The organism is Cellulosimicrobium sp. SH8, from assembly GCF_025818875.1.
Lineage (GTDB): Bacteria > Actinomycetota > Actinomycetes > Actinomycetales > Cellulomonadaceae > Cellulosimicrobium > Cellulosimicrobium cellulans_D.
In genome coordinates, this window is sequence record NZ_JAMXMH010000015.1 from 41,008 (window position 1) to 60,293 (window position 19,286).

Here is a 19,286-nt window from a genome sequence, read left to right on the forward strand (position 1 = left end):
GCGCCACGTCAGCGGCAGGTTCGCCGCGCAGCCCGACGGCACCACCCGATCAAGGAGCAACGGATGTTCAACAACGCGGAGGAGGCAATCGCCTTCACGCGGAACGAGGGCGTCGAGTTCGTCGACGTCCGGTTCTGCGACCTGCCCGGCATCATGCAGCACTTCAACATCCCCGTCTCGCAGTTCGACGAGAAGGCGTTCGAGGACGGCCTGATGTTCGACGGGTCGTCGATCCGCGGCTTCCAGGCGATCCACGAGTCGGACATGAAGCTCGTGCCGGACGTCAAGACCGCGTTCGTGGACCCGTTCCGCAAGCGCAAGACGCTGGTCGTGAACTTCTCGATCGTCGACCCGTTCACGGGTGAGCCGTACTCGCGCGACCCCCGCAACATCGCCGCCAAGGCCGAGGCGTACCTGCGCTCCACCGGCATCGCCGACACCGCGTTCTTCGCGCCCGAGGCCGAGTTCTACCTGTTCGACGAGGCGCGCTTCGCGACGAACCAGCACTCGAGCTTCTACTACCTCGACTCGATCGAGGCCGCGTGGAACACGGGCCGCGAGGAGGAGGGTGGCAACCTCGCGTACAAGACGCGCTACAAGGGCGGCTACTTCCCCGTCTCCCCGTCCGACCGCTTCGCGGACCTGCGCGACGACATGTGCGCGACGCTGGAGCAGGTCGGCCTCGAGGTCGAGCGCGCGCACCACGAGGTGGGCACCGCCGGCCAGCAGGAGATCAACTACCGCTTCAACACGCTGCTGCACGCGGCCGACGACCTGATGAAGTTCAAGTACGTCATCCGCAACGAGGCGTTCGAGGCCGGCAAGTCGGTCACCTTCATGCCGAAGCCGATCTTCGGTGACAACGGCTCGGGCATGCACTCCCACCAGTCCCTCTGGAAGGACGGCAAGCCGCTGTTCTTCGACGAGAAGGGCTACGGCGGTCTCTCCGACCTCGCGCGCTGGTACATCGGCGGCCTGCTCAAGCACGCCCCGTCGCTGCTCGCGTTCACGAACCCGTCGGTGAACTCCTACCACCGCCTGGTCCCCGGCTACGAGGCCCCGGTCAACCTGGTCTACTCGGCCCGCAACCGCTCCGCGTGCATCCGCATCCCGGTGACCGGCTCGTCCGCCGCCGCGAAGCGCGTCGAGTTCCGCGTCCCGGACCCGTCGGCCAACCCGTACCTCGCGTTCGCCGCGCAGCTCCTCGCCGGCATCGACGGCATCAAGAACCGCATCGAGCCGCCGGAGCCGATCGACAAGGACCTCTACGAGCTGCCGCCCGAGGAGCACGCGCAGATCCAGCAGGTCCCCGCGTCCCTCGGCGAGGCCCTCGACGCGCTCGAGGCCGACCAGGAGTACCTCACGGAGGGTGGCGTCTTCACGCCTGACCTCATCCAGACGTGGATCGACTACAAGCGCGCCAACGAGATCGACCCGATCCGCCTGCGCCCGCACCCCCACGAGTTCGAGCTCTATTACGACATCTGATCGGCGGGCCAACCGGCCCCTCGGAGGATGACCGTGAACGGCGTCCGACCTGCACCTCTTCGGTGCCGGCCGGGCGCCGTTCCGTCGTGTGCGGCGAGTGCGAGGACGACGCGCCAGCGCCAGGGCTCAGAGACCGTCCGGGCGGGGCGAGCGCCATGCGGAGTACCGGTCGCTCAGAGCGTCCCGTGCCTCGGCGGTCGGCGTGATCACGTCCGCACCGCCGTCGTATGGTGCGTACACCCAGTCGACGGCGTCGTTGGTGATCACGAACACGTCGGCGTCGTCTGCCGCTCGCCGAAACCACGGGTCGAGCGCCGCCCGCGTGGCCGGAAGACGGCGCACAAAGGCGGACGCCGTGATCGCTTCATCCTCGTCGTCGGCCGTCGTCTCGTCGACGAACGTCCGCCAGAAGGACCAGATTCTCGAGAGCCTGCGGAACTCGCGCGACGCGCGGAACCTCCCCTGCCCGTCCCACCTCAGCAGGACGACGACGACCTCGTCGCTCGACCCGCGGAGCGCCGCGAGCACGTGGTGGTGACGATCGAGCAGCATCCTCTCCTCCTCCTCGGTGTCGGCATCCCGCTTCGAGTCGGGAAGGCTGTGGAACCGCACCCAGCGCTCGGCGAGGTGCTCCCGGAGGGACCACGACGCGGGGATCGCCCTCCCGACGCGGAGCTCCCAGGCGTTCCCGAGCTCTACCCAGGACGGATCGGCTTCGGGCATGCGGAACCCGAGTACTCCGGCGACGGCTTCCTCACCCCTCCCGCGGAGGAAGTGAACCGTGCCGAGCAGGTGCGCGACCCGGGCGATGGTGTGCCTCACTCCTCCACCCTCCTGCGACCCGCGCGACGCGCCCTCGCCGCGTGCCGGACCTTTCGCGACGTCCCGTGCTCGGCGAGGTCGTCGAGGACGACGTCCGCCGCGACGCGGTCGACCAGCTGTCGCTGGCACCACAGAGTGAGGTCGGGCAGGTCGTCGACGATCGACCGAGGTCGAGCGACGAGGTCATGAATCAGCGCCCACTCCCGGAGCCGCCGTTCTGCGAAGGTTCTGCCGGACGACGTCCCGAGACCGTCGACCCAGGAGCGACCCTCGGCGATGTCGACGTGCTGGAGGACGTCCACGACGACGACCCTGGCCATCTCGTCGCCCTCGACGACCGCTTGCTTGAGCAACGGACGGAGGTCCTCGCGCGGGACGGCGTCGGCGTAGACGGCCCACCGGTCGTGCTCGTCGTCGAGGTCGACGTCGGTCTTGCCCACCCTCTCGGCGAGCAGGCGGAGCAGCTCTCGGCCCCGCGGCGTAGTCGGCGTCATGGCTGGGCTCTCCTCGTGCACGGGGCGCTCTGCACCGCGGCCGCGACCGGTGCCGTTGGGGCAGAGCGCCCTTCGGGCCTCCTCGCGGACAGCCGTGTCCAGACGCGCACGGTCGTCCGCGATCACCGCCGGGTCCGCGAGCTCGGGAAGGTCGTCGAAGTCGTCGAGCTCGTCGTACTGCCACTCGAAGGCCACGAACGCTCGGAGGTCCGGAAAAACCGGCCGTCACCCCGCGTGGGCCCGTCCACGGCGTCCGCCCAGGCCGCGAGCGCCCGCGCGGACGTCTGCCCTGTCAGGACCTCGCGGCACCGCCGGTCGAGCTCGACCCGGACGGCCGCCGCGGTGCTCGGGCAGGGAAGGCCGAGCTCGCTGGCCGTGGCCAGGACGAGCGCGTCCACCGCGCTCCACGCCTCGTACCCGTAGAGGCCCGCGAGCTCGCGCAGCGCCGGGCTGTCGAGCCCTGCGACCAGCGCGCCGACCGCGGCCTCGACGAGCCGCCGGCGGTCCCGGTCGAAACCGTCCAGCCAGAAGCCGGCCGCGACGAGGAGCTCCTCGACGGCAGTACTGCTCACGGACTCACGTGCCACGGCGCCCAACCTAGCCGTGGCCCGGTGGAGCCCCGAGTGTTTTACCCGGTCAGCGGAGCGTTCACCCGTGTGACGCAGGGGAACCACGAGTCTTGCTTGTCGCGATGCCTCGCGCGCGCTAGGTTTGTGAGCGGCGGTAACGATGCCGCAACGAGAGCAGGGGGATTCATGAGCACACGCTTCCGGCGCGCCTTCACGGTCGTCGCGTCCGCGCTGGTGTCGACCGTCGTGGCGGCGTCGCTCGCCGCTCCGTCGAGCGCGTCCGCGGGTACCGCGAGCGCCGACCCGTCCGCGAGCGCCGCGTGCGCCGCGACCTGGTCGGCCACGACGGCGTACTCGGGCGGCCAGACGGCGTCGCACCACGGGCGGAACTGGACGGCCCGCTGGTGGACGCAGCGCGAGACCCCGGGGTCGACGAGCGTCTGGGTCGACGCGGGCCGGTGCACGGGGGGCGGCGACGACTTCGTCGTCAGCCGCGAGAAGTTCGACGCGATCTTCCCAAACCGGCACGCGTTCTACACGTACGACGGCTTCGTCGACGCGCTGGGCGCCTACCCGGCGTTCGCGAGCACCGGCACGCCCGAGACGCGGACGCGCGAGGTCGCCGCGTTCCTCACCCACGCGGACTTCGAGTCGGTGGGCCTGCGGTACGTGAAGGAGATCAACGAGGCCAACTACTGGATCAAGTGCGACTACTCCCAGCCGTTCGGCTGCCCCGCCGGACAGACGGCGTACTACGGTCGCGGGCCGATCATGTTCAGCTGGAACTTCAACTACAAGGCCGCGGGAGACGCGCTCGGGATCGACCTGCTGAACGACCCGTGGCTGGTCGAGGAGGACCCGTCCGTCGCGTGGCAGACGGCGCTCTGGTACTGGAACACGCAGAACGGCCCCGGGGTGATGACGTCGCACCAGGCGATGGTCTCGGGCGCCGGGTTCGGCCAGACGATCAACTCGCTCAACGGTGCGCTCGAGTGCGAGGGCGGGAACCCCGCCTCCGTGCAGTCCCGGGTGGACCGGTACGTGCGCATCACCGAGGTCCTGGGCGTGGCCCCGGGCTCGGGCCTGTACTGCTGACCGGGCTGTCCCGCGTGCAGCGAGGCGGATGCGGTGCGCGCAGGGGGCGCACCGCACCCGCCTGTCAGCCTGCGGCAGGGACTGCGGCAGCCTCCACGGCGGCCGCGGGCACGTGGGCCGTCGGCAGCCCGGAGCCCGGGCGGAGCCCGGCGTACTGCTCGGCCGCGGCGCGTGCGCACTCGTCCTGGTAGACGGGTCCACCGCCGAGGTACACCGCCATCTCCGCGCGCTTGCCCGGGACGTTGCCGCCGACGAACCAGGCGCCGGCCTTCTTGCCCTCCTCGTACATGACCGTGGCCCGCCCCGCGCGCTCGGTCTCCTCGTACCACCACTCCTCGGCCTCGCGCGTCGCCTCGAGCTGCACGACGCCGTTCTCCCGCGCGTACGCGAGCGCGCGCTGGAGCCACTGCGCGCCGCGCTGGACCGGCACCGTGAGGTTGGAGAGCGGCGTCTGCGGCCCGAGCGACAGGAAGAGGTTGGGGAACCCGTGGACGGAGATCCCCAGGTAGGTCCGCAGGCCGTCGCGCTCCCACCGCTCCCGCAGCGTGACGCCCTCGCGACCGACGACGTCGAACGCCGTGAGCGCGCCGGTCATGGCGTCGAACCCCGTCGCGAGCACGAGCACGTCGAGCTCGTGCTCGACCTCCTGCTCGCCCCCGTCCTCGGAGACGCTGACCACGACGCCGCTGGGCGTGACCCGCGTGATCGGGCTCGCGAGGACGTCGACGAGCTCGACGTTCTCCCGGTTGTACGCGGCGTAGTAGCCGTGCCCGGTGGGCGGGCGCTTGCCCATGAACGTGTAGGTGGAGGGGCTGAGCGCCTCGGCGGTCCGGGGGTCGGTGACGATCTCGCGGATCTTGCCGCGCAGGAACTCGGACGCGAGCGCGCTCGCCTCGGGGCTGGAGACGAGGTCGGTGAAGCACTCGTTGGCGAACCGGAAGCCCCCGGCCTCCCACCGGGACTCGAAGACCCGACGGCGCTCCTCGGCGTCGACCTCGAGCGCGGACCGCGTCGGGATCTCCATCGGCACGCCGAACGGATGCTGGGCGGCGCGCTCGAAGACCGCGTCGTAGTCCGCCCGCAGCGCCGCGAGCTCGTCCGCGGTCACCGCGGGGCTCGTCGTCTCCAGGACGTAGTTCGGGGTGCGCTGGAAGACCGTGACCTGGGCCGCCTGGGCGGCGAGCTCCGGGAGCATCTGGATCCCGGAGGCGCCGACGCCGATCAGCCCGACGCGCTTGCCGGACAGGTCCACCCCCTCGTGCGGCCACCTCGCCGAGTGGTACGCGGGCCCGGCGAAGGTGTCCAGGCCGGGAAGGTCCGGGTACAGGGGACGCGAGAGCAGCCCTGTCGCCGAGACGAGGTAGGTGGCGCGCAGCGTCGACCCGTCGGCGAGGGTGAGGGTCCACTGGTTCGTGGCGTCCGAGTGCTCGGCCCGCTCGACGGTCGTGCTCAGCCGGATGTCACGCCGCAGGTCGAGCCGGTCGGCGACGAAGTCCAGGTAGGCGCGGATCTCCTCGCCGCGCGGGTAGCGCTCGCTCCAGTCCCACTCGTCCCGCACCTCGCGGGAGAACGAGAACGCGTACGCGAGGTACTCCGAGTCGGTGCGCACGCCCGGGTACCGGTTGGCCCACCACGTCCCACCGACTCCCCCGGCGGCGTCGACCACGAGGACGGAGAGCCCGACCTCCCGCAGATGGTGGAGCATCGCCAGCCCCGAGAAGCCCGCCCCGATCACGACCGCGTCGTAGGTCCCGCCGCCGCTCGCCACATCGCCCATGCACCGCTCCCCTGTCTCAGATCCGTCCGGACACCGCAGGGCTGACGGCCCGCGCGATGCGGTATACCGTCCCACGCGCGGGGCCTTCCTGCCATGGCGGGCCGGCCTCCGACCGGACCGGTCAGAACGGCCAGACGAGCGGCACGTAGAGGACCGCGGCGGCGAGGAACACCACCGCGAGGGGGAGGCCCAGACGCCAGTAGTCACCGAAGCGGTAGCCACCCGGCTGCAGGACCATGAGGTTGACCGGCGTGGCGATCGGAGTGAGGAAGGCCGCGGCGCCCGCGACCGTGAGCGCCATCATGAACGGCTGCACGCTCACGCCCAGGGTCTGCGCGAACGACACCGCGACCGGGGCCATCACGAGGACGGTCGCGACGTTCGAGATGAACTGGCCGAGCACGAGGGTGAGCACGCACACCACGAGGAGCGCGAGGTGCGGGGACCCGCCGCCGGTGACCCGGAGCACGACGTCCGCGATCGCGTCAGCCGCACCCGAGGAGACGAACGCCGCGGACAGCGGGATGAGGGTGGCGATGAGGACGACTGTGTCCCACGAGATCGCGCGGAACGACTGCGGCACGGTGACGACCTTCGTGAGCACGAGCGCTCCCGCCGCGAGCAGCCCCGCGATGACCGGCGGCACGACCCCGGTCGCGAGCAGCACGATCGTCGCGACCAGCACCCCGAGGCAGCGCCGCCAGCCGCGCCCGAGCGGGACGCCGCGCTGGAGGCTCTTCGAGGAGTCGACGGCGATGACGTCGGGCGACTGGGTGTACCGGTGGAGGGCGTCCCAGGGTCCGCGCACGAGCACCGCGTCGCCGGGCTGGAGGATCATCGGCCCCGAGGGGGCCTCGGACTCGGGGCCAGTGGTGCTGCCGTCGCCGCGGCGGATGGCGAGCACGACGAGGCCCTCGTCCCGGGTCGTCATGCCAGGGCTCACCCGGCGCCCCACGAGCGTCGAGCGTGGCGCGATGAGCACCTCGACGACCCCCGTGCCGCCCGTGAACAGGCGACCCGTATCGAGCTCGGCGGGGTAGCTCTCGCGCCACGAACGCACGCGTTCGCGCGGATCGGTGGCCGTGTCGGCGAGGTGCTCGGGGACACGCTCCGGGAGCAGCCGGTCTCCCAAGGTCACCACGAGGACCGCCGTGGCGAGCACGAGCGGGATCCCCACCAGCGCGAACTCGAAGTAGCCGAACTCCTGGCCGCCCGCCTCGGCCGCCGCCTCGGACACGATGATGTTCACCGGCGTGCCGGTCAAGGTCAGGAGCGAGCCCGCCCCCGCGGCGAACGCGAGCGGGATGAGCATGCGCGAGGGCACGATGCCGGCTCGGGCGGCGGCGACCACCGCGACCGGGAGCAGCGCCGCGACGGCGCCGTTGATGCTGATGACCGCCGCGAGGAGCGCCGCGACCCCGACCATCAGCGCGAGCAGCCCCGCCCGTCCCAGGGACGCACGCCGCTCGAGCCACTGCCCGATCCACGCGGTGATGCCCGTGGAGTCCAGCGCGTCGCTGAGCACGAACAGCGTCGCGATGAACAGCACGATCGGGTCGCTGAAGCCGCTCAGCGCCGCGTCGAGCGGGAGCACGCCCGTCGCCCAGAGCGCGACGGGCACGAACAGCGCGACGACGACGAGAGGGAGCCGGTTGGTCATGAAGCCCACGACCGCCAGCGCCAGGATCACGAACGTCGCGACCAGCGGATCGATCATGGGCACCCCATGGGACGTCAGGATGCCACACGACCCGCCCGGGAGATCACCGGAATAGTGGGCGCGCCGCTGCGTTGTCGATGACCATGACGACACTCGGGATCATCGGCGCAGGAAACATCGGCTCTCAGGTCGCGCGGGCCGCGATCGCCCACGGCTACGACGTGGTCATCGCGAACTCGAGGGACCCCCGGACCCTGGACGACCTCGTCGCCGACCTGGGGCCCCGGGCGCGGGCGGCGACCGCGGAGGAGGCGGCGCGCGCCGCGGACGTCGCCGTCGTCGCGGTGCCTTTCGGGTCGTACCGCGAGGTCCCGGTCGAGCCGCTCGACGGGAAGATCGTGCTCGACGCGAACAACTACTACTGGGAGCGCGACGGGCACGTCGAGGCCATCGACCGGGGCGAGGCCACGTCGTCCGGCCTGCTGCAGGAGCACCTGGCCGGGTCCAAGGTGGCCAAGGCGTTCAACCACATCCAGTCGGCGCACATCACTACTGACGGCGCCCCCGCGGGCACGCCGGGGCGTCGGGCCTTGGCGACCGCGAGCGACTTCCCCGAGGCCGCGGCCTGGGTCGAGCGCTTCTACGACGAGATCGGGTTCGACGCCGTCGACACGAGCCCGCTCGCGGAGTCGTGGCGGGTCGAGCGGGACCGCCCGGCGTACGTCGCGCGCCAGGACGCCGACGAGCTGCGCGCGAACCTCGCCCGCGCGCCCCGCACGATCTGACCCGGTCCCGGGGCGGGCGCGTCAGGCGTGCTCGCCCCGGGCGACGAGGCCGGCGCCCACGATCAGCAGCACGAGGAGCGCGACCACGAGGCCGAGGAGCGCGAGCGCGCGAGCCGGTCCGAGAGGCCCCTCCACGAGGCGCGCGGACCGTCGGCAGCCGAGGCCAGCCAGGCCCCACAGGACCGCGGCGCCAAGGGGCTCGGGGCGCTGCCACACGACGGCCAGCACGACCGCGAACGCCGCGAGCGCCCAGGCGATCCACCCTGCCCAACGCAGGCGCGCGCCGTAGAACGACCCCGCCGGACGGCCGCCGTGCTCCGACGCCACAGCGCGACGATCGCCCGCGCCGAGCATGCGGGGCTCCTGCCGGTCGAGCAGTCCCGGGACGGGCAGCTCGTCGCGCCGGGCCACGGTCAGTCCTCGCCGTAGAAGACGCGCTCCATGACGGTCCGGGCACGCCGCGCGGTGCGCAGGAAGTGCTCCTCGAGCTCGGCGCCCGTGTCCGCGTCCGGGAGGTCGAGCACGCGCGCGAGGCCGTTGAGCGCGAACCGGTCGTGCGGCAGCACGTCGACCGTCGACCCGGTCGTCCGGCCGGACCACAGCACGAGCGCGCTGCGCAGGCGGGACGCGAGGTGCCAGGCCTCGCCGAGCACCGCGGCGTCGTCCGCGTCGACGAGCCCGGCCGTCACGGCCGCGTCCAGCGCGTCGACGGTCGACGTGGTGCGCAGCGCCGCCACCTCGTGGGCGTGCTGGAGCTGGAGGAGCTGGACGGTCCACTCGACGTCGGACACTCCCCCGCGGCCGAGCTTGAGGTGGCGCGACGCCTCGACGCCGCGCGGGAGCCGCTCGGACTCGACGCGCGCCTTGATGCGCCGCACCTCGCGCACCTCCGCTAGGTCGAGCCCGCCCTGCGGGTAGCGCCGGCCGTCGACGACGCGGGTGAACGTGTCCCCGAGACCGTCGAGGTCGCCCGCGACCGGGCGCGCGCGCAGGAGCGCCTGCGCCTCCCAGACGCTCGACCACCGCTCGTAGTACTCGGTGTACGACGCGAGCGAGCGCACGAGCGGGCCGTTGCGCCCCTCGGGCCGCAGGTCGGCGTCGACGGGGAGCGCGGGCTCCGGGCCGACGGCGGACAGGAGCTGGCGCAGCCGCGTCGCCACGGCGAGCGCGTACGCCTGGGCGTCTCGGCCCTCGGCTCCGGGCACCGGGTCGTGCACGAACATCACGTCGGCGTCCGAGCCGTAGCCCATCTCGCGACCGCCGAGGCGGCCCATCGCGACGACGAGCAGGCGCGCAGGAGCGGATCCCGGGTCCTGGGCGTCGTACCCGAGCTCGCCGCGCGCGACGAACTCCGCGACGCGGAGCGCGCCCGCGAGCACGACGTCCGCGGCGTCGGAGATGCTCCGGGCGGCGGCGACGGCGTCGACGACGCCCAGCAGCTCGGCGGCGCCGGTGCGGGCGAGCTCGCGGCGGCGCACGGCGCGCAGGCTCACCGTCGCCGGATCGACCTCGTCGGCGCGTGTGAGGATGGCGTCGGTCTCGGCCGTGAGCCGCTGGATACCCCGCGGGGCGAGGTCGGCGTCCTCCGCGAGCCAGCGGACCGATTCGGGCGAGCGGGCCAGTGCCTCGGCCATGTAGCGGGAGTTCGCGAGCAGGTGCGCGAGCCGCTGCGCCGCGGAGCCGGAGTCGCGCAGGAGCTTGAGGTACCAGTGCGTCGCACCGAGCGTCTCGGACAGCGTGCGGAACGCGAGCAGTCCGGCGTCGGGGTCGGCGCCCTCCGCGAACCAGCCGAGCATGACCGGCAGGAGCTGGCGCTGGATCGCCGCGCGCCGGCTCACGCCCTCGGTGAGCGCGGTGACGTGGCGCATCGCGCCCGCGGGGTCGCGGTAGCCGATCGCGGCGAAGCGCGCCTTCGCGGCCTCGGGCGCCAGGCTCACCTCGTCCGGGGAGAGCTGGGCGACGGCGGGAAGGAGCGGACGGTAGAAGATCTCCTCGTGCAGCGCGCGCACCTCGCGGCGCGTCGCGCGCCACCGCTCGGTGAGCCCGTCGGCGCCCTCGGCGCGCATCCCGAGCGACCGCGCGAGACGGCGCAGCTCGTCCTCCGAGGTCGGCACCAGGTGCGTGCGCCGGAGCCGGACGAGCTGGATGCGGTGCTCGAGCGAGCGCAGGAACCGGTAGCAGACCCCGAGCCGGGCCGCGTGCTCGCGACCGACGTACCCGGCGGCGGCGAGCTCGGCGAGCGCCGTGAGCGTGCCGCGGCTGCGGATCGACTCGTCCGCGCGGCCGTGCACGAGCTGCAGGAGCTGGACGGTGAACTCGACGTCGCGCAGGCCGCCCTTGCCGAGCTTGAGCTGGCGGTCGGCCTCGGCCGCGGGCACGTGGTCCTCGACGCGGCGGCGCATCGCCTGCGAGTCCTCGACGAAGTTCTCGCGGCCCGCCGCCGACCACACGAACGGGGCGATCGCCTCCTCGTACGCGCGCCCCAGGTCCCGGTCCCCCGCGACCGTGCGCGCCTTGAGCAGCGCCTGGAACTCCCAGGTCTTGGCCCAGCGCTCGTAGTACGCGACGTGGCTCTCGAGCGTGCGCACGAGCGGGCCCTGCTTGCCCTCGGGGCGCAGCGCGGCGTCGACCTGCCACAGGGCGGGCTCCCCCGACGTGCCCCAGCACACGCGCGCGAGGCTCGTCGCGAGCCGCGCCCCGACGCTCGTCGCGTACGCCTCGTCGTACCCCTCCGCGGGCTCGACGACGTAGATGACGTCGACGTCGGAGATGTAGTTGAGCTCGCGCGCCCCGCACTTGCCCATGCCGATGACGGCGAGCCGCACGCCCGCACCGCGGTCGTCGAGCTCCGCACGGGCGATCGCGAGCGCCCCCTCGAGCGCGGCGGCGGCGAGGTCCGCGAGCGCCGCGCCGACGGCGGGCATGCGCGTGAGCGGGTCGGTCACGGTGAGGTCGGTCGCGGCGATGCGCAGGATCCGCTCCCGGTAGGCGCGGCGCAGGGCGTCCACGCGTCCCGGCCCGGGCTGGTCGGCGACGGGCACCGCCGCGTCCGGGTCGGCGCCCGCCGCGCGCAGGAGCTCGGCCCGCACGTCGTGCACGTCGACCCCGGTCCCGGGGGTCGGGTCCGCGAGGACCTCGAGCGACGCAGGACGACGCACGACGTCGTCGCCGAGCGCGACCGAGGCGCCGAGCACCGCGAGCAGGCGGTCGCGCGCCTCGCCCGGCCGGAGGCTGCGCCGGGCGAGGTCCGCGAGCGGCGCGCGCGCCTCGACGTCGGGTCGCAGCGTGCCGGCCAGCCGCACGACCTGCAGGAGCGCGAGGTCCGGATCTGCCGCGGCACCGAACGCCGCGAGCAGCTCGTCGTCCACCGCGGACGCCGGGTCCGCCGCCTCGTCCGCTCCCGGCCCGGTGCCGCCGTCGAGCAGGAGCGCGAGGTCCGGGTCCGCGAGCAGGCCCGCCGAGCGCGAGATGTCGGCGAAGCCGACGCGCGCGAGCCGACCGGTGAGCGTCGGCCGGCGGGAGCCGCCGGACCGACCGGACGTCGTCGTGGGCCCGCTCACAGGACCTGGAGGAACCGCTTCAGCTCGAACGGCGTGACCTGCGCGCGGTAGCCGTCCCACTCCTGGCGCTTGTTGCGCAGCACGAAGTCGAAGACGTGCTCGCCGAGCGTCTCCGCCACGAGCTCCGACTTCTCCATGACCGCGATCGCCTCGTCGAGCGACTGCGGGAGCGGCTTGATGCCCAGGGCGCGACGCTCGGCGTCGGTGAGCTCCCACACGTCGTCCTCGGTGGCCTCGGGGAGCTCGTAGCCCTCCTCGATGCCCTTGAGGCCGGCGGCGAGCATGACGGCGAAAGCCAGGTAGGGGTTCGTGGCCGAGTCGAGCGCGCGGTACTCGACGCGGCTCGAGTTGCCCTTGCCCGGCTTGTACATCGGCACGCGTACGAGCGCGGAGCGGTTGTTGTGGCCCCAGCACACGTAGCTCGGCGCCTCGGCGCCGCCCCACAGGCGCTTGTACGAGTTCACGTACTGGTTGGTGATCGCGGTGATCTCCGCGGCGTGGACCAGGAGCCCTGCGATGAACTGGCGCGCCGTCTTGGACAGCTCGAACTGGGCGCCGGGCTCGTGGAACGCGTTGCGGTCGCCCTCGAAGAGCGACAGGTGCGTGTGCATGCCGGAGCCGGGGTGCTCGGCCATCGGCTTGGGCATGAACGAGGCGAACACGCCCTGCTCGAGCGCGACCTCCTTGACGACCGTGCGGAACGTCATGAGGTTGTCCGCGGTCGTCAGGGCGTCGGCGTAGCGCAGGTCGATCTCGTTCTGCCCCGGCCCGGCCTCGTGGTGGGAGAACTCGACCGAGATGCCCATGGACTCGAGCATCGTGATCGCGGCACGGCGGAAGTCGTGCGTCGATCCCCGCGCGAGGTGGTCGAAGTACCCGCCCTGGTCGACCGGGACGAGCGGCGCCTCGGCGTCGGCGGGCTGGTTGAACAGGTAGAACTCCACCTCGGGGTGCGTGTAGAACGTGAACCCCTTGTCGCTCGCCTTGGCCAGCGCGCGCTTGAGCACGTTGCGGCTGTCCGCGAGGGACGGCTCGCCGTCGGGCGTGAGGATGTCGCAGAACATGCGCGCGGTGCCGTGCCGCTCGCCGCGCCACGGGAGCACCTGGAACGTGGTGGGGTCCGGCTTGGCGATCATGTCGGCCTCGTACACGCGCGTGAGGCCCTCGATCGAGCTGCCGTCGAACCCGATGCCCTCGGCGAACGCCGACTCGAGCTCCGCGGGCGCGATCGCCACCGACTTCAGCATCCCGAGCACGTCGGTGAACCAGAGCCGGATGAAGCGGATGTCGCGCTCCTCGACCGTGCGGAGCACGAACTCCTGCTGCCTGTCCATGCGGTACATCCTGCCTGATCCGTGTGACGAACGGGTGACACGGTCGTGTGGCGGACGTCGCGCGTCCGGACGACCCCGCGGACCGATCGCGCGCGCCCGCTCGTCTAGGCTGGCCGCATGGCTGATCTGCGCGTCGCGCTGGCACAGGTCGACACGTGCGTGGGGGACCTCGACGGCAACGCCGCCCTCGTCCTCGCGCGCACCCGGGAGGCCGCGACGGCGGGCGCGCGGCTCGTCGCGTTCCCGGAGATGACCCTCACCGGCTACCCGATCGAGGACCTCGCCCTGCGCGCGTCGTTCCGGCGCGCGGCGTGGGACGCCGCCGCGGACATCGCGACCCGGCTCGACGCCGAGGGCCTGGGCCACGTCACCGTGGTGCTCGGCACCGTGGGTACCGCGGGCGCGCCCCGCGGCGCGGGAGCCGCGGAGCGCGAGGCGTCGGGCTCCCCCGCCGACCTCCCGACGAACCGCGCCGTCGTGCTGCGCGACGGCGTCGTGCAGGCCGCGTACGACAAGCACCACCTGCCCAACTACGGGGTGTTCGACGAGTTCCGCATCTTCGCGCCCGGCGAGACCACGACGGTCGTCGAGGTCGAGGGCCGCCGCGTGGGGATCGCGATCTGCGAGGACATCTGGCAGGACGGCGGCCCGGTCGCCGAGATGGCGACGCTCGACGAGGCGGGGAACGGGCTCGACCTGCTGCTCGTCCTCAACGGCTCCCCGTACGAGGAGGGCAAGGGGCACGTCCGCACCGACCTCGCGGCGCGCCGCGCGCGGGAGGTGAGCGCCCCGGTCGCGTACGTCAACCTCGTGGGCGGGCAGGACGACCTCGTGTTCGACGGCGGCTCGTTCGTCACCGACGCCACCGGCGCGGTCGTCGCGCGCTCGCCGCAGTTCGTGGAGGACCTGCTGGTGTGGGAGCTGCCCGACGACGGCCGGACCCCGCGCGGGTCCCTCGCCCCGGAGCTGCACCCGGACGAGGAGGTCTACCGGGCCTGCGTCACCGGGCTCGCGGGCTACGTGCGCAAGAACGGCTTCCGCTCGGTCGTGCTCGGCGCGTCGGGCGGCATCGACTCGGCCCTCACCGCGACCGTCGCCGCGGACGCGATCGGCGGGAGCAACGTCGTCGGCGTCTCCATGCCCTCGCAGTACTCGTCCGAGCACAGCAAGGACGACGCCGCCGACCTCCTGAAGCGTCTCGGCGGGGACTACCGCGTCCAGCCCATCGCGCCGATGGTCGAGGCGTTCCAGGGCGAGCTCGCGCTCGAGGGCGTCGCCGAGGAGAACCTCCAGGCGCGCGTGCGCGGCGTGATCCTCATGGCGATCTCCAACCGGGAGGGCCACCTGGTCATCGCGCCGGGCAACAAGTCCGAGCTCGCGACCGGCTACGCGACGATCTACGACGCGGGCAGCATCGGCGGCTTCGCGCCCCTTAAGGACGTCGACAAGTCGCGCGTGTGGCAGCTCGCGCGCTGGCGCAACGACCAGGCGGTCGACCGGGGCGAGATCCCGCCGATCCCCGAGTCGTCCATCACCAAGCCGCCGTCGGCGGAGCTGCGCCCGGGCCAGACCGACCAGGACTCGCTGCCTCCCTACGACCTCCTCGACGAGGTGCTCGACGCCTACATCGAGCACGCCGAGGGCCGCGCCGAGCTGCTCGCGCGCGGGTTCGACCCGGAGGTCGTGGACAAGGTCGTCACGCTCGTCGACCGCGCCGAGTGGAAGCGGCGCCAGTACCCGCCGGGCCCCAAGGTCACCGCCCTCGCGTTCGGCCGCGACCGTCGTCTGCCCATCACCAACCGCTGGCGCGAACCGCTCGACTGACGGCCCCGGTCACCCCGCGCGCCGTCCGCCCCGTACCCGCACCCAGGAAAGGCCGTCATGTCTGCTCACACCGCCCCCGAGCCCGCCGCCACCGGCGGCACGGGACCGCGCCGCGTCCGCGTGCACCACCTCGCCGAGGCGAAGGCGCGCGGCGAGAAGATCACGATGCTCACGGCGTACGACGCGGTGACCGCGCGCATCTTCGACGGCGCCGGGATCGACATGCTGCTGGTCGGCGACTCGATCGGGAACACGATGCACGGGCACGCGACGACGCTGCCCGTCACGGTCGACGACCTGATCCCCCCGGCCCGCGCGGTCGCACGCGCCGCTCGGCGAGCGTTCACGGTCGTCGACCTGCCGTTCGGGTCCTACGAGGCCGGCCCGGAACAGGCGCTCGCCACGGGCGTGCGCTTCCTCAAGGAGACCGGCGTCAACGCGGTCAAGCTCGAGGGCGGGCGCCGCGTCGCCGCGCAGATCCGCGCGCTCACCGACGCCGGCATCCCCGTCGTCGGCCACCTGGGCTTCACGCCGCAGTCCGAGAACGCGCTCGGCGGGCCGCGCGTCCAGGGTCGGGGCGACGACGCCGCCGAGCGGCTCAGCGAGGACGCCCTCGCCGTGGCCGAGGCGGGCGCCGTCGCCGTCGTGCTCGAGATGGTCCCGGTCGAGGTCGCCGCGCGGATCACCGAGATCCTGCGCATCCCCACGATCGGCATCGGCGCGGGCGCCGCGTGCGACGGCCAGGTGCTCGTCTGGACGGACATGGCGGGCATGACCGACTGGTCGCCGCGCTTCGCCAAGCGGTACGCGGAGATCGGCGCCGCGCTCGGCCAGGCCGCCGCCGACTACGCCGCGGACGTCCGGGGGGGCACGTTCCCCGACGACGAGCACAGCTTCGCGCGCTGACCTCGCGGGCTGCCGGGCGCCGAGGCGGCGGCGGTCAGCCGGCGTCCGCGCCGACGTCGGCCACCCAGGCCGTGAGCCCCGCGGCGAGGGCGTCCGCGTAGCGCTGGCGGCCCTCCTCGGACTCCATGACCGCGGCCTCCTCGGGGTTGCGCATCTCCCCCAGCTCCAGCATGACCGCGGGGCGCTCGGCGTGGTTGAGCGTCGCGAGGTCGGCGCGCCGCTGGATCGGGCCGTCGTCCGCGGCGACCGAGGACGACGGCGCGAACCCCGCCGTGGTCAGCGCCGCCACGAGCTCGTGGGCGAGCGCGACGCTGGGCTCGCCCTGGGCCTCGACGACGGGCGGGTCGGAGACGATCGCGAAGAACCCGTGCGCGCTCCGGTCCTCCGTGCCGTTGGCATGGATCGAGACGAGGACGTCCGCGTCGTTCTCCTGGGGGAAGCGACCCCGCGCGTCGACGCACGGCCCCACGCCCGCGTCGTCGGGGCGCGTGAGCACGACGACCGCACCGAGCTCGGTGAGCCCTTGCGCGAGGCGGCTGCTCACGTCCCACGCGAAAGCGTGCTCCGGGTAGCCCGCGTCCGTCGACGCCCCCACCGTGTTGCACGCCTTGGTGTCGCCCCGCCCGTCGGGGACGGGCGCGTTGACCGTGAGCGGGTTCGCCCCGTTGCCGCCGTTGTGACCGGGGTCGACGGCGACCGTGAGGCCCGCGAGCGGGGCCGGTGGGCTGGTCTTCGTGACCGTCGGGTCCGGGGACGCGGTCGTCGGCCCGGGTGCGGGGGCCGACGCGACGGCGTCGCTGGACGGGGCGAGCGTCGTCGGGTCTCCCCCGGACCCGGCGCGGACCTGCAGTGCGACGAGGAACGTCAGCGCGCCGACGGCCAGCCCCGCGAGGAGCAGGCCGAGGCGCCCCGACCATGCGCGCCGCGGACCGGGTGGTGGGCCGTGGGTCACTCGCCGCGCTCGCGGCGCTCTTCCTCGTCCCAGGCGTCGGACCGCTCACGGGCGGTCTCGAGGGCCTTCTCCGCAGCCTCGCGCGTCGGGTACGGCCCCATGCGGTGCGTCCACGAGCCGCTCGGTCCGCGGTGCACCTCACCCGTGCGGGTGTCGAAGTAGAACTGGTCCTCGGTCGCGGGCTCGCCGTCGTCGGTGAAGCGTGATCCGGTGCTCATGGTCCGATCCTCCCCCATCCCAGGCCGCCTGTCCGTCCGCGCCCCGCGCGCCTTCGTAGACTGGCCGCCATGAGCCCCACCCCGTCCCCCACCTCGCCCGACGCCGTCGCGCCCCCCGGTCCGGACCGGCGCGGACCGCTCGTCCCGGGCGTCGTCGGACCGCTGCGCGCGGTGCCCGCCTCGATCGAACGGCCCGAGTACGTCGGGCGGCCGGGACCGCGGCCGTTCACGGGCAGCGAGGTCAACGACCCCGAGACGGTCGACCGCATCCGCGTGGCGTCGCGGATCGCCGCCCAGGCTCTCGTCGAGGTGGGACGCCATGTCGCCCCGGGCGTGACGACCGACGAGCTCGACCGCGTCGGGCACGAGTTCGTCCTGGACCACGGCGCCTACCCGTCGACCCTGGGGTACCGCGGGTTCCCCAAGTCGCTGTGCACGTCGCTCAACGAGGTCGTGTGCCACGGCATCCCCGACTCGACGGAGCTCGTCGAGGGCGACATCGTCAACGTCGACATCACCGCGTACGTCGGCGGCGTGCACGGCGACACGAACGCGACCTTCACCGTCGGCGCGGTCGACGAGGACTCTGCGCTGCTCGTCGAGCGCACGCGCGAGGCGCTGGCCCGCGGCATCAAGGCCGTCGCACCGGGACGCCAGATCAACGTGGTCGGGCGCGTCATCGAGCGGTACGCGGCCCGGTTCGGGTACGGGGTCGTGCGCGAGTACACGGGGCACGGGGTCGGGCGCGCGTTCCACTCGGGCCTCGTCGTGCCGCACTACGACGCCGCGCCGGACCACGCGACCGTCATCGAGCCCGGGATGGTCTTCACGATCGAGCCGATGCTCACGCTCGGGACGTCCGAGTGGCGGATGTGGGACGACGGGTGGACGGTAGTCACCGCGGACGCCTCGCGGACCGCGCAGTTCGAGCACACGCTGCTGGTGACCGACGACGGAGCGGAGATCCTCACACTGCCATGAACGCCCACCAGGACTCTCACGCCGCGCCTCCGGCGCAGACCGACCGCCCCCGTACCGCGTTCGGCATCGACGTCGGCGGCAGCGGCATCAAGGGCGCGCCGGTCGACCTCACCACCGGCGAGTTCGCGCAGGAGCGCCACCGCATCCCGACGCCGCAGCCTTCGACCCCGCAGGCCGTCGCCGAGGTGATCGCCGAGCTCGTCGGCGAGTACGACCTCCCGCAGGACGTGCCGATCGGCGTCGCGTTCCCTGCGCCGCTGCAGCACGGCGTCGTGCGCTTCATCGCGAACCTCGACCAGTCGTGGACCGGCGTCGACCTGCCCGCGCTCGTCGCACGCGAGACCGGGCGCCACGTCGTCGCGGTCAACGACGCCGACGCCGCCGGGGTCGGCGAGGTCCGGTACGGCGCCGCGCGCGAGGCGGACGGGGTCGTGCTCGTCGCGACGCTCGGCACCGGGATCGGCAGCGCGATCGTCGTCGACGGCCACCTGCTCCCGAACACCGAGCTCGGGCATCTCGAGATCGACGGGTACGACGCCGAGACACGCGCGTCCGACGCCGCCCGGGACCGCGAGGACCTGGACTGGGCACAGTGGGCCGAGCGCCTGCAGCGCTACTTCGGCGTCGTGGAGGACCTGTTCTCGCCCGACCTCATCGTCGTCGGCGGCGGCGTGAGCAAGAAGCACGAGCATTTCCTGCCGCTGCTGCACCTGCGGGCCCCGATCGTGCCGGCCCGACTTCGCAACGCGGCCGGCATCGTGGGCGCGGCGTCGCTCGCTGCGGACGCCCGCTGACGGGCGCGGGCGTGCCTGGTGGCCGCC

General features: G+C 73.2%; 16 protein-coding genes and 1 pseudogene. 7 read left to right on the top strand and 10 right to left on the bottom strand.

Annotated features, from left to right (window positions below; all coding sequences use genetic code 11):
* Positions 1-63 precede the first annotated feature (63 nt).
* Complete coding sequence (glnA, locus tag NF338_RS19755) at positions 64-1,488, top strand: type I glutamate--ammonia ligase (protein WP_087472347.1); 1,425 nt, start codon at positions 64-66, stop codon at positions 1,486-1,488.
* A gap of 126 nt (positions 1,489-1,614) precedes the next feature.
* Here the strand turns inward: glnA and NF338_RS19760 are convergent, their stop codons facing one another.
* Genes NF338_RS19760 through NF338_RS19770 form a run of 3 tightly spaced genes read right to left on the bottom strand, consistent with a single transcriptional unit; the run spans position 1,615 to position 3,376 of the window.
* A complete protein-coding gene (locus NF338_RS19760) occupies positions 1,615-2,310 on the bottom strand; it encodes a hypothetical protein (RefSeq protein ID WP_264032323.1) in 696 nt (231 codons plus the stop codon).
* Positions 2,307-2,999 (bottom strand): hypothetical protein, encoded by a 693-nt coding sequence (locus NF338_RS19765; protein WP_264032324.1) that lies wholly within the window; start codon positions 2,997-2,999, stop codon positions 2,307-2,309. The genes NF338_RS19760 and NF338_RS19765 overlap by 4 nt, the downstream gene beginning before the upstream one ends.
* Positions 2,927-3,376: a hypothetical protein gene (locus NF338_RS19770; protein WP_264032325.1), complete on the bottom strand. Its 450-nt coding sequence runs from the start codon at positions 3,374-3,376 to the stop codon at positions 2,927-2,929. The genes NF338_RS19765 and NF338_RS19770 overlap by 73 nt, the downstream gene beginning before the upstream one ends.
* Positions 3,377-3,559: 183 nt before the next feature.
* Here NF338_RS19770 and NF338_RS19775 point away from each other — a divergent pair, with 183 nt between their 5' ends.
* The gene (locus NF338_RS19775; RefSeq protein ID WP_264032326.1) at positions 3,560-4,468 is read left to right on the top strand and encodes a glycoside hydrolase family 19 protein; all 909 of its coding nucleotides are present in this window, start codon (positions 3,560-3,562) and stop codon (positions 4,466-4,468) included.
* A gap of 64 nt (positions 4,469-4,532) precedes the next feature.
* On the opposite strand, the gene NF338_RS19780 is transcribed toward NF338_RS19775, so the two are convergent.
* Positions 4,533-6,245, bottom strand: coding sequence for a flavin-containing monooxygenase (locus tag NF338_RS19780; RefSeq protein ID WP_264032327.1), 1,713 nt, complete (start codon positions 6,243-6,245; stop codon positions 4,533-4,535).
* Positions 6,246-6,366: 121 nt separating this feature from the next.
* The gene (locus NF338_RS19785; protein WP_264032328.1) at positions 6,367-7,962 is read right to left on the bottom strand and encodes an SLC13 family permease; all 1,596 of its coding nucleotides are present in this window, start codon (positions 7,960-7,962) and stop codon (positions 6,367-6,369) included.
* Between the two features lie 32 nt (positions 7,963-7,994).
* Between NF338_RS19785 and NF338_RS19790 the strand changes: the two are divergent.
* Positions 7,995-8,690: pseudogene (locus tag NF338_RS19790) on the top strand (NADPH-dependent F420 reductase); the annotation flags it as partial.
* Between the two features lie 21 nt (positions 8,691-8,711).
* Here the strand turns inward: NF338_RS19790 and NF338_RS19795 are convergent.
* The 3 genes from NF338_RS19795 to NF338_RS19805 are packed head-to-tail and all read right to left on the bottom strand — an operon-like array spanning position 8,712 to position 13,584.
* On the bottom strand, positions 8,712-9,101 hold the full coding sequence (locus NF338_RS19795) for a hypothetical protein (protein WP_264032329.1): 390 nt from the start codon (positions 9,099-9,101) through the stop codon (positions 8,712-8,714).
* A 2-nt stretch (positions 9,102-9,103) separates the two neighbouring features.
* A complete protein-coding gene (locus tag NF338_RS19800; RefSeq protein ID WP_264032330.1) occupies positions 9,104-12,250 on the bottom strand; it encodes a bifunctional [glutamine synthetase] adenylyltransferase/[glutamine synthetase]-adenylyl-L-tyrosine phosphorylase in 3,147 nt (1,048 codons plus the stop codon).
* The gene (locus tag NF338_RS19805) at positions 12,247-13,584 is read right to left on the bottom strand and encodes a glutamine synthetase family protein (RefSeq protein ID WP_264032331.1); all 1,338 of its coding nucleotides are present in this window, start codon (positions 13,582-13,584) and stop codon (positions 12,247-12,249) included. The genes NF338_RS19800 and NF338_RS19805 overlap by 4 nt, the downstream gene beginning before the upstream one ends.
* Positions 13,585-13,701: 117 nt before the next feature.
* On the opposite strand from NF338_RS19805, the gene NF338_RS19810 reads away from it, so the two are divergent.
* Both NF338_RS19810 and panB read left to right on the top strand, forming a co-directional pair.
* Positions 13,702-15,408, top strand: coding sequence for an NAD+ synthase (locus NF338_RS19810; protein WP_264032332.1), 1,707 nt, complete (start codon positions 13,702-13,704; stop codon positions 15,406-15,408).
* A gap of 57 nt (positions 15,409-15,465) precedes the next feature.
* On the top strand, positions 15,466-16,314 hold the full coding sequence (gene panB, locus NF338_RS19815) for a 3-methyl-2-oxobutanoate hydroxymethyltransferase (RefSeq protein ID WP_264032333.1): 849 nt from the start codon (positions 15,466-15,468) through the stop codon (positions 16,312-16,314).
* A 34-nt stretch (positions 16,315-16,348) separates the two neighbouring features.
* On the opposite strand, the gene NF338_RS19820 is transcribed toward panB, so the two are convergent.
* Positions 16,349-17,266 (bottom strand): N-acetylmuramoyl-L-alanine amidase, encoded by a 918-nt coding sequence (locus NF338_RS19820; protein ID WP_264032334.1) that lies wholly within the window; start codon positions 17,264-17,266, stop codon positions 16,349-16,351.
* Complete coding sequence (locus tag NF338_RS19825; protein ID WP_264032335.1) at positions 17,263-17,484, bottom strand: SPOR domain-containing protein; 222 nt, start codon at positions 17,482-17,484, stop codon at positions 17,263-17,265. Before NF338_RS19825 ends, NF338_RS19820 begins: the two co-directional genes overlap by 4 nt.
* A gap of 69 nt (positions 17,485-17,553) precedes the next feature.
* Here NF338_RS19825 and map point away from each other — a divergent pair, with 69 nt between their 5' ends.
* Positions 17,554-18,465 (top strand): type I methionyl aminopeptidase, encoded by a 912-nt coding sequence (map, locus tag NF338_RS19830; protein WP_264032336.1) that lies wholly within the window; start codon positions 17,554-17,556, stop codon positions 18,463-18,465.
* Complete coding sequence (gene ppgK / locus NF338_RS19835) at positions 18,462-19,259, top strand: polyphosphate--glucose phosphotransferase (RefSeq protein WP_264032337.1); 798 nt, start codon at positions 18,462-18,464, stop codon at positions 19,257-19,259. Before map ends, ppgK begins: the two co-directional genes overlap by 4 nt.
* Positions 19,260-19,286 lie beyond the last annotated feature (27 nt).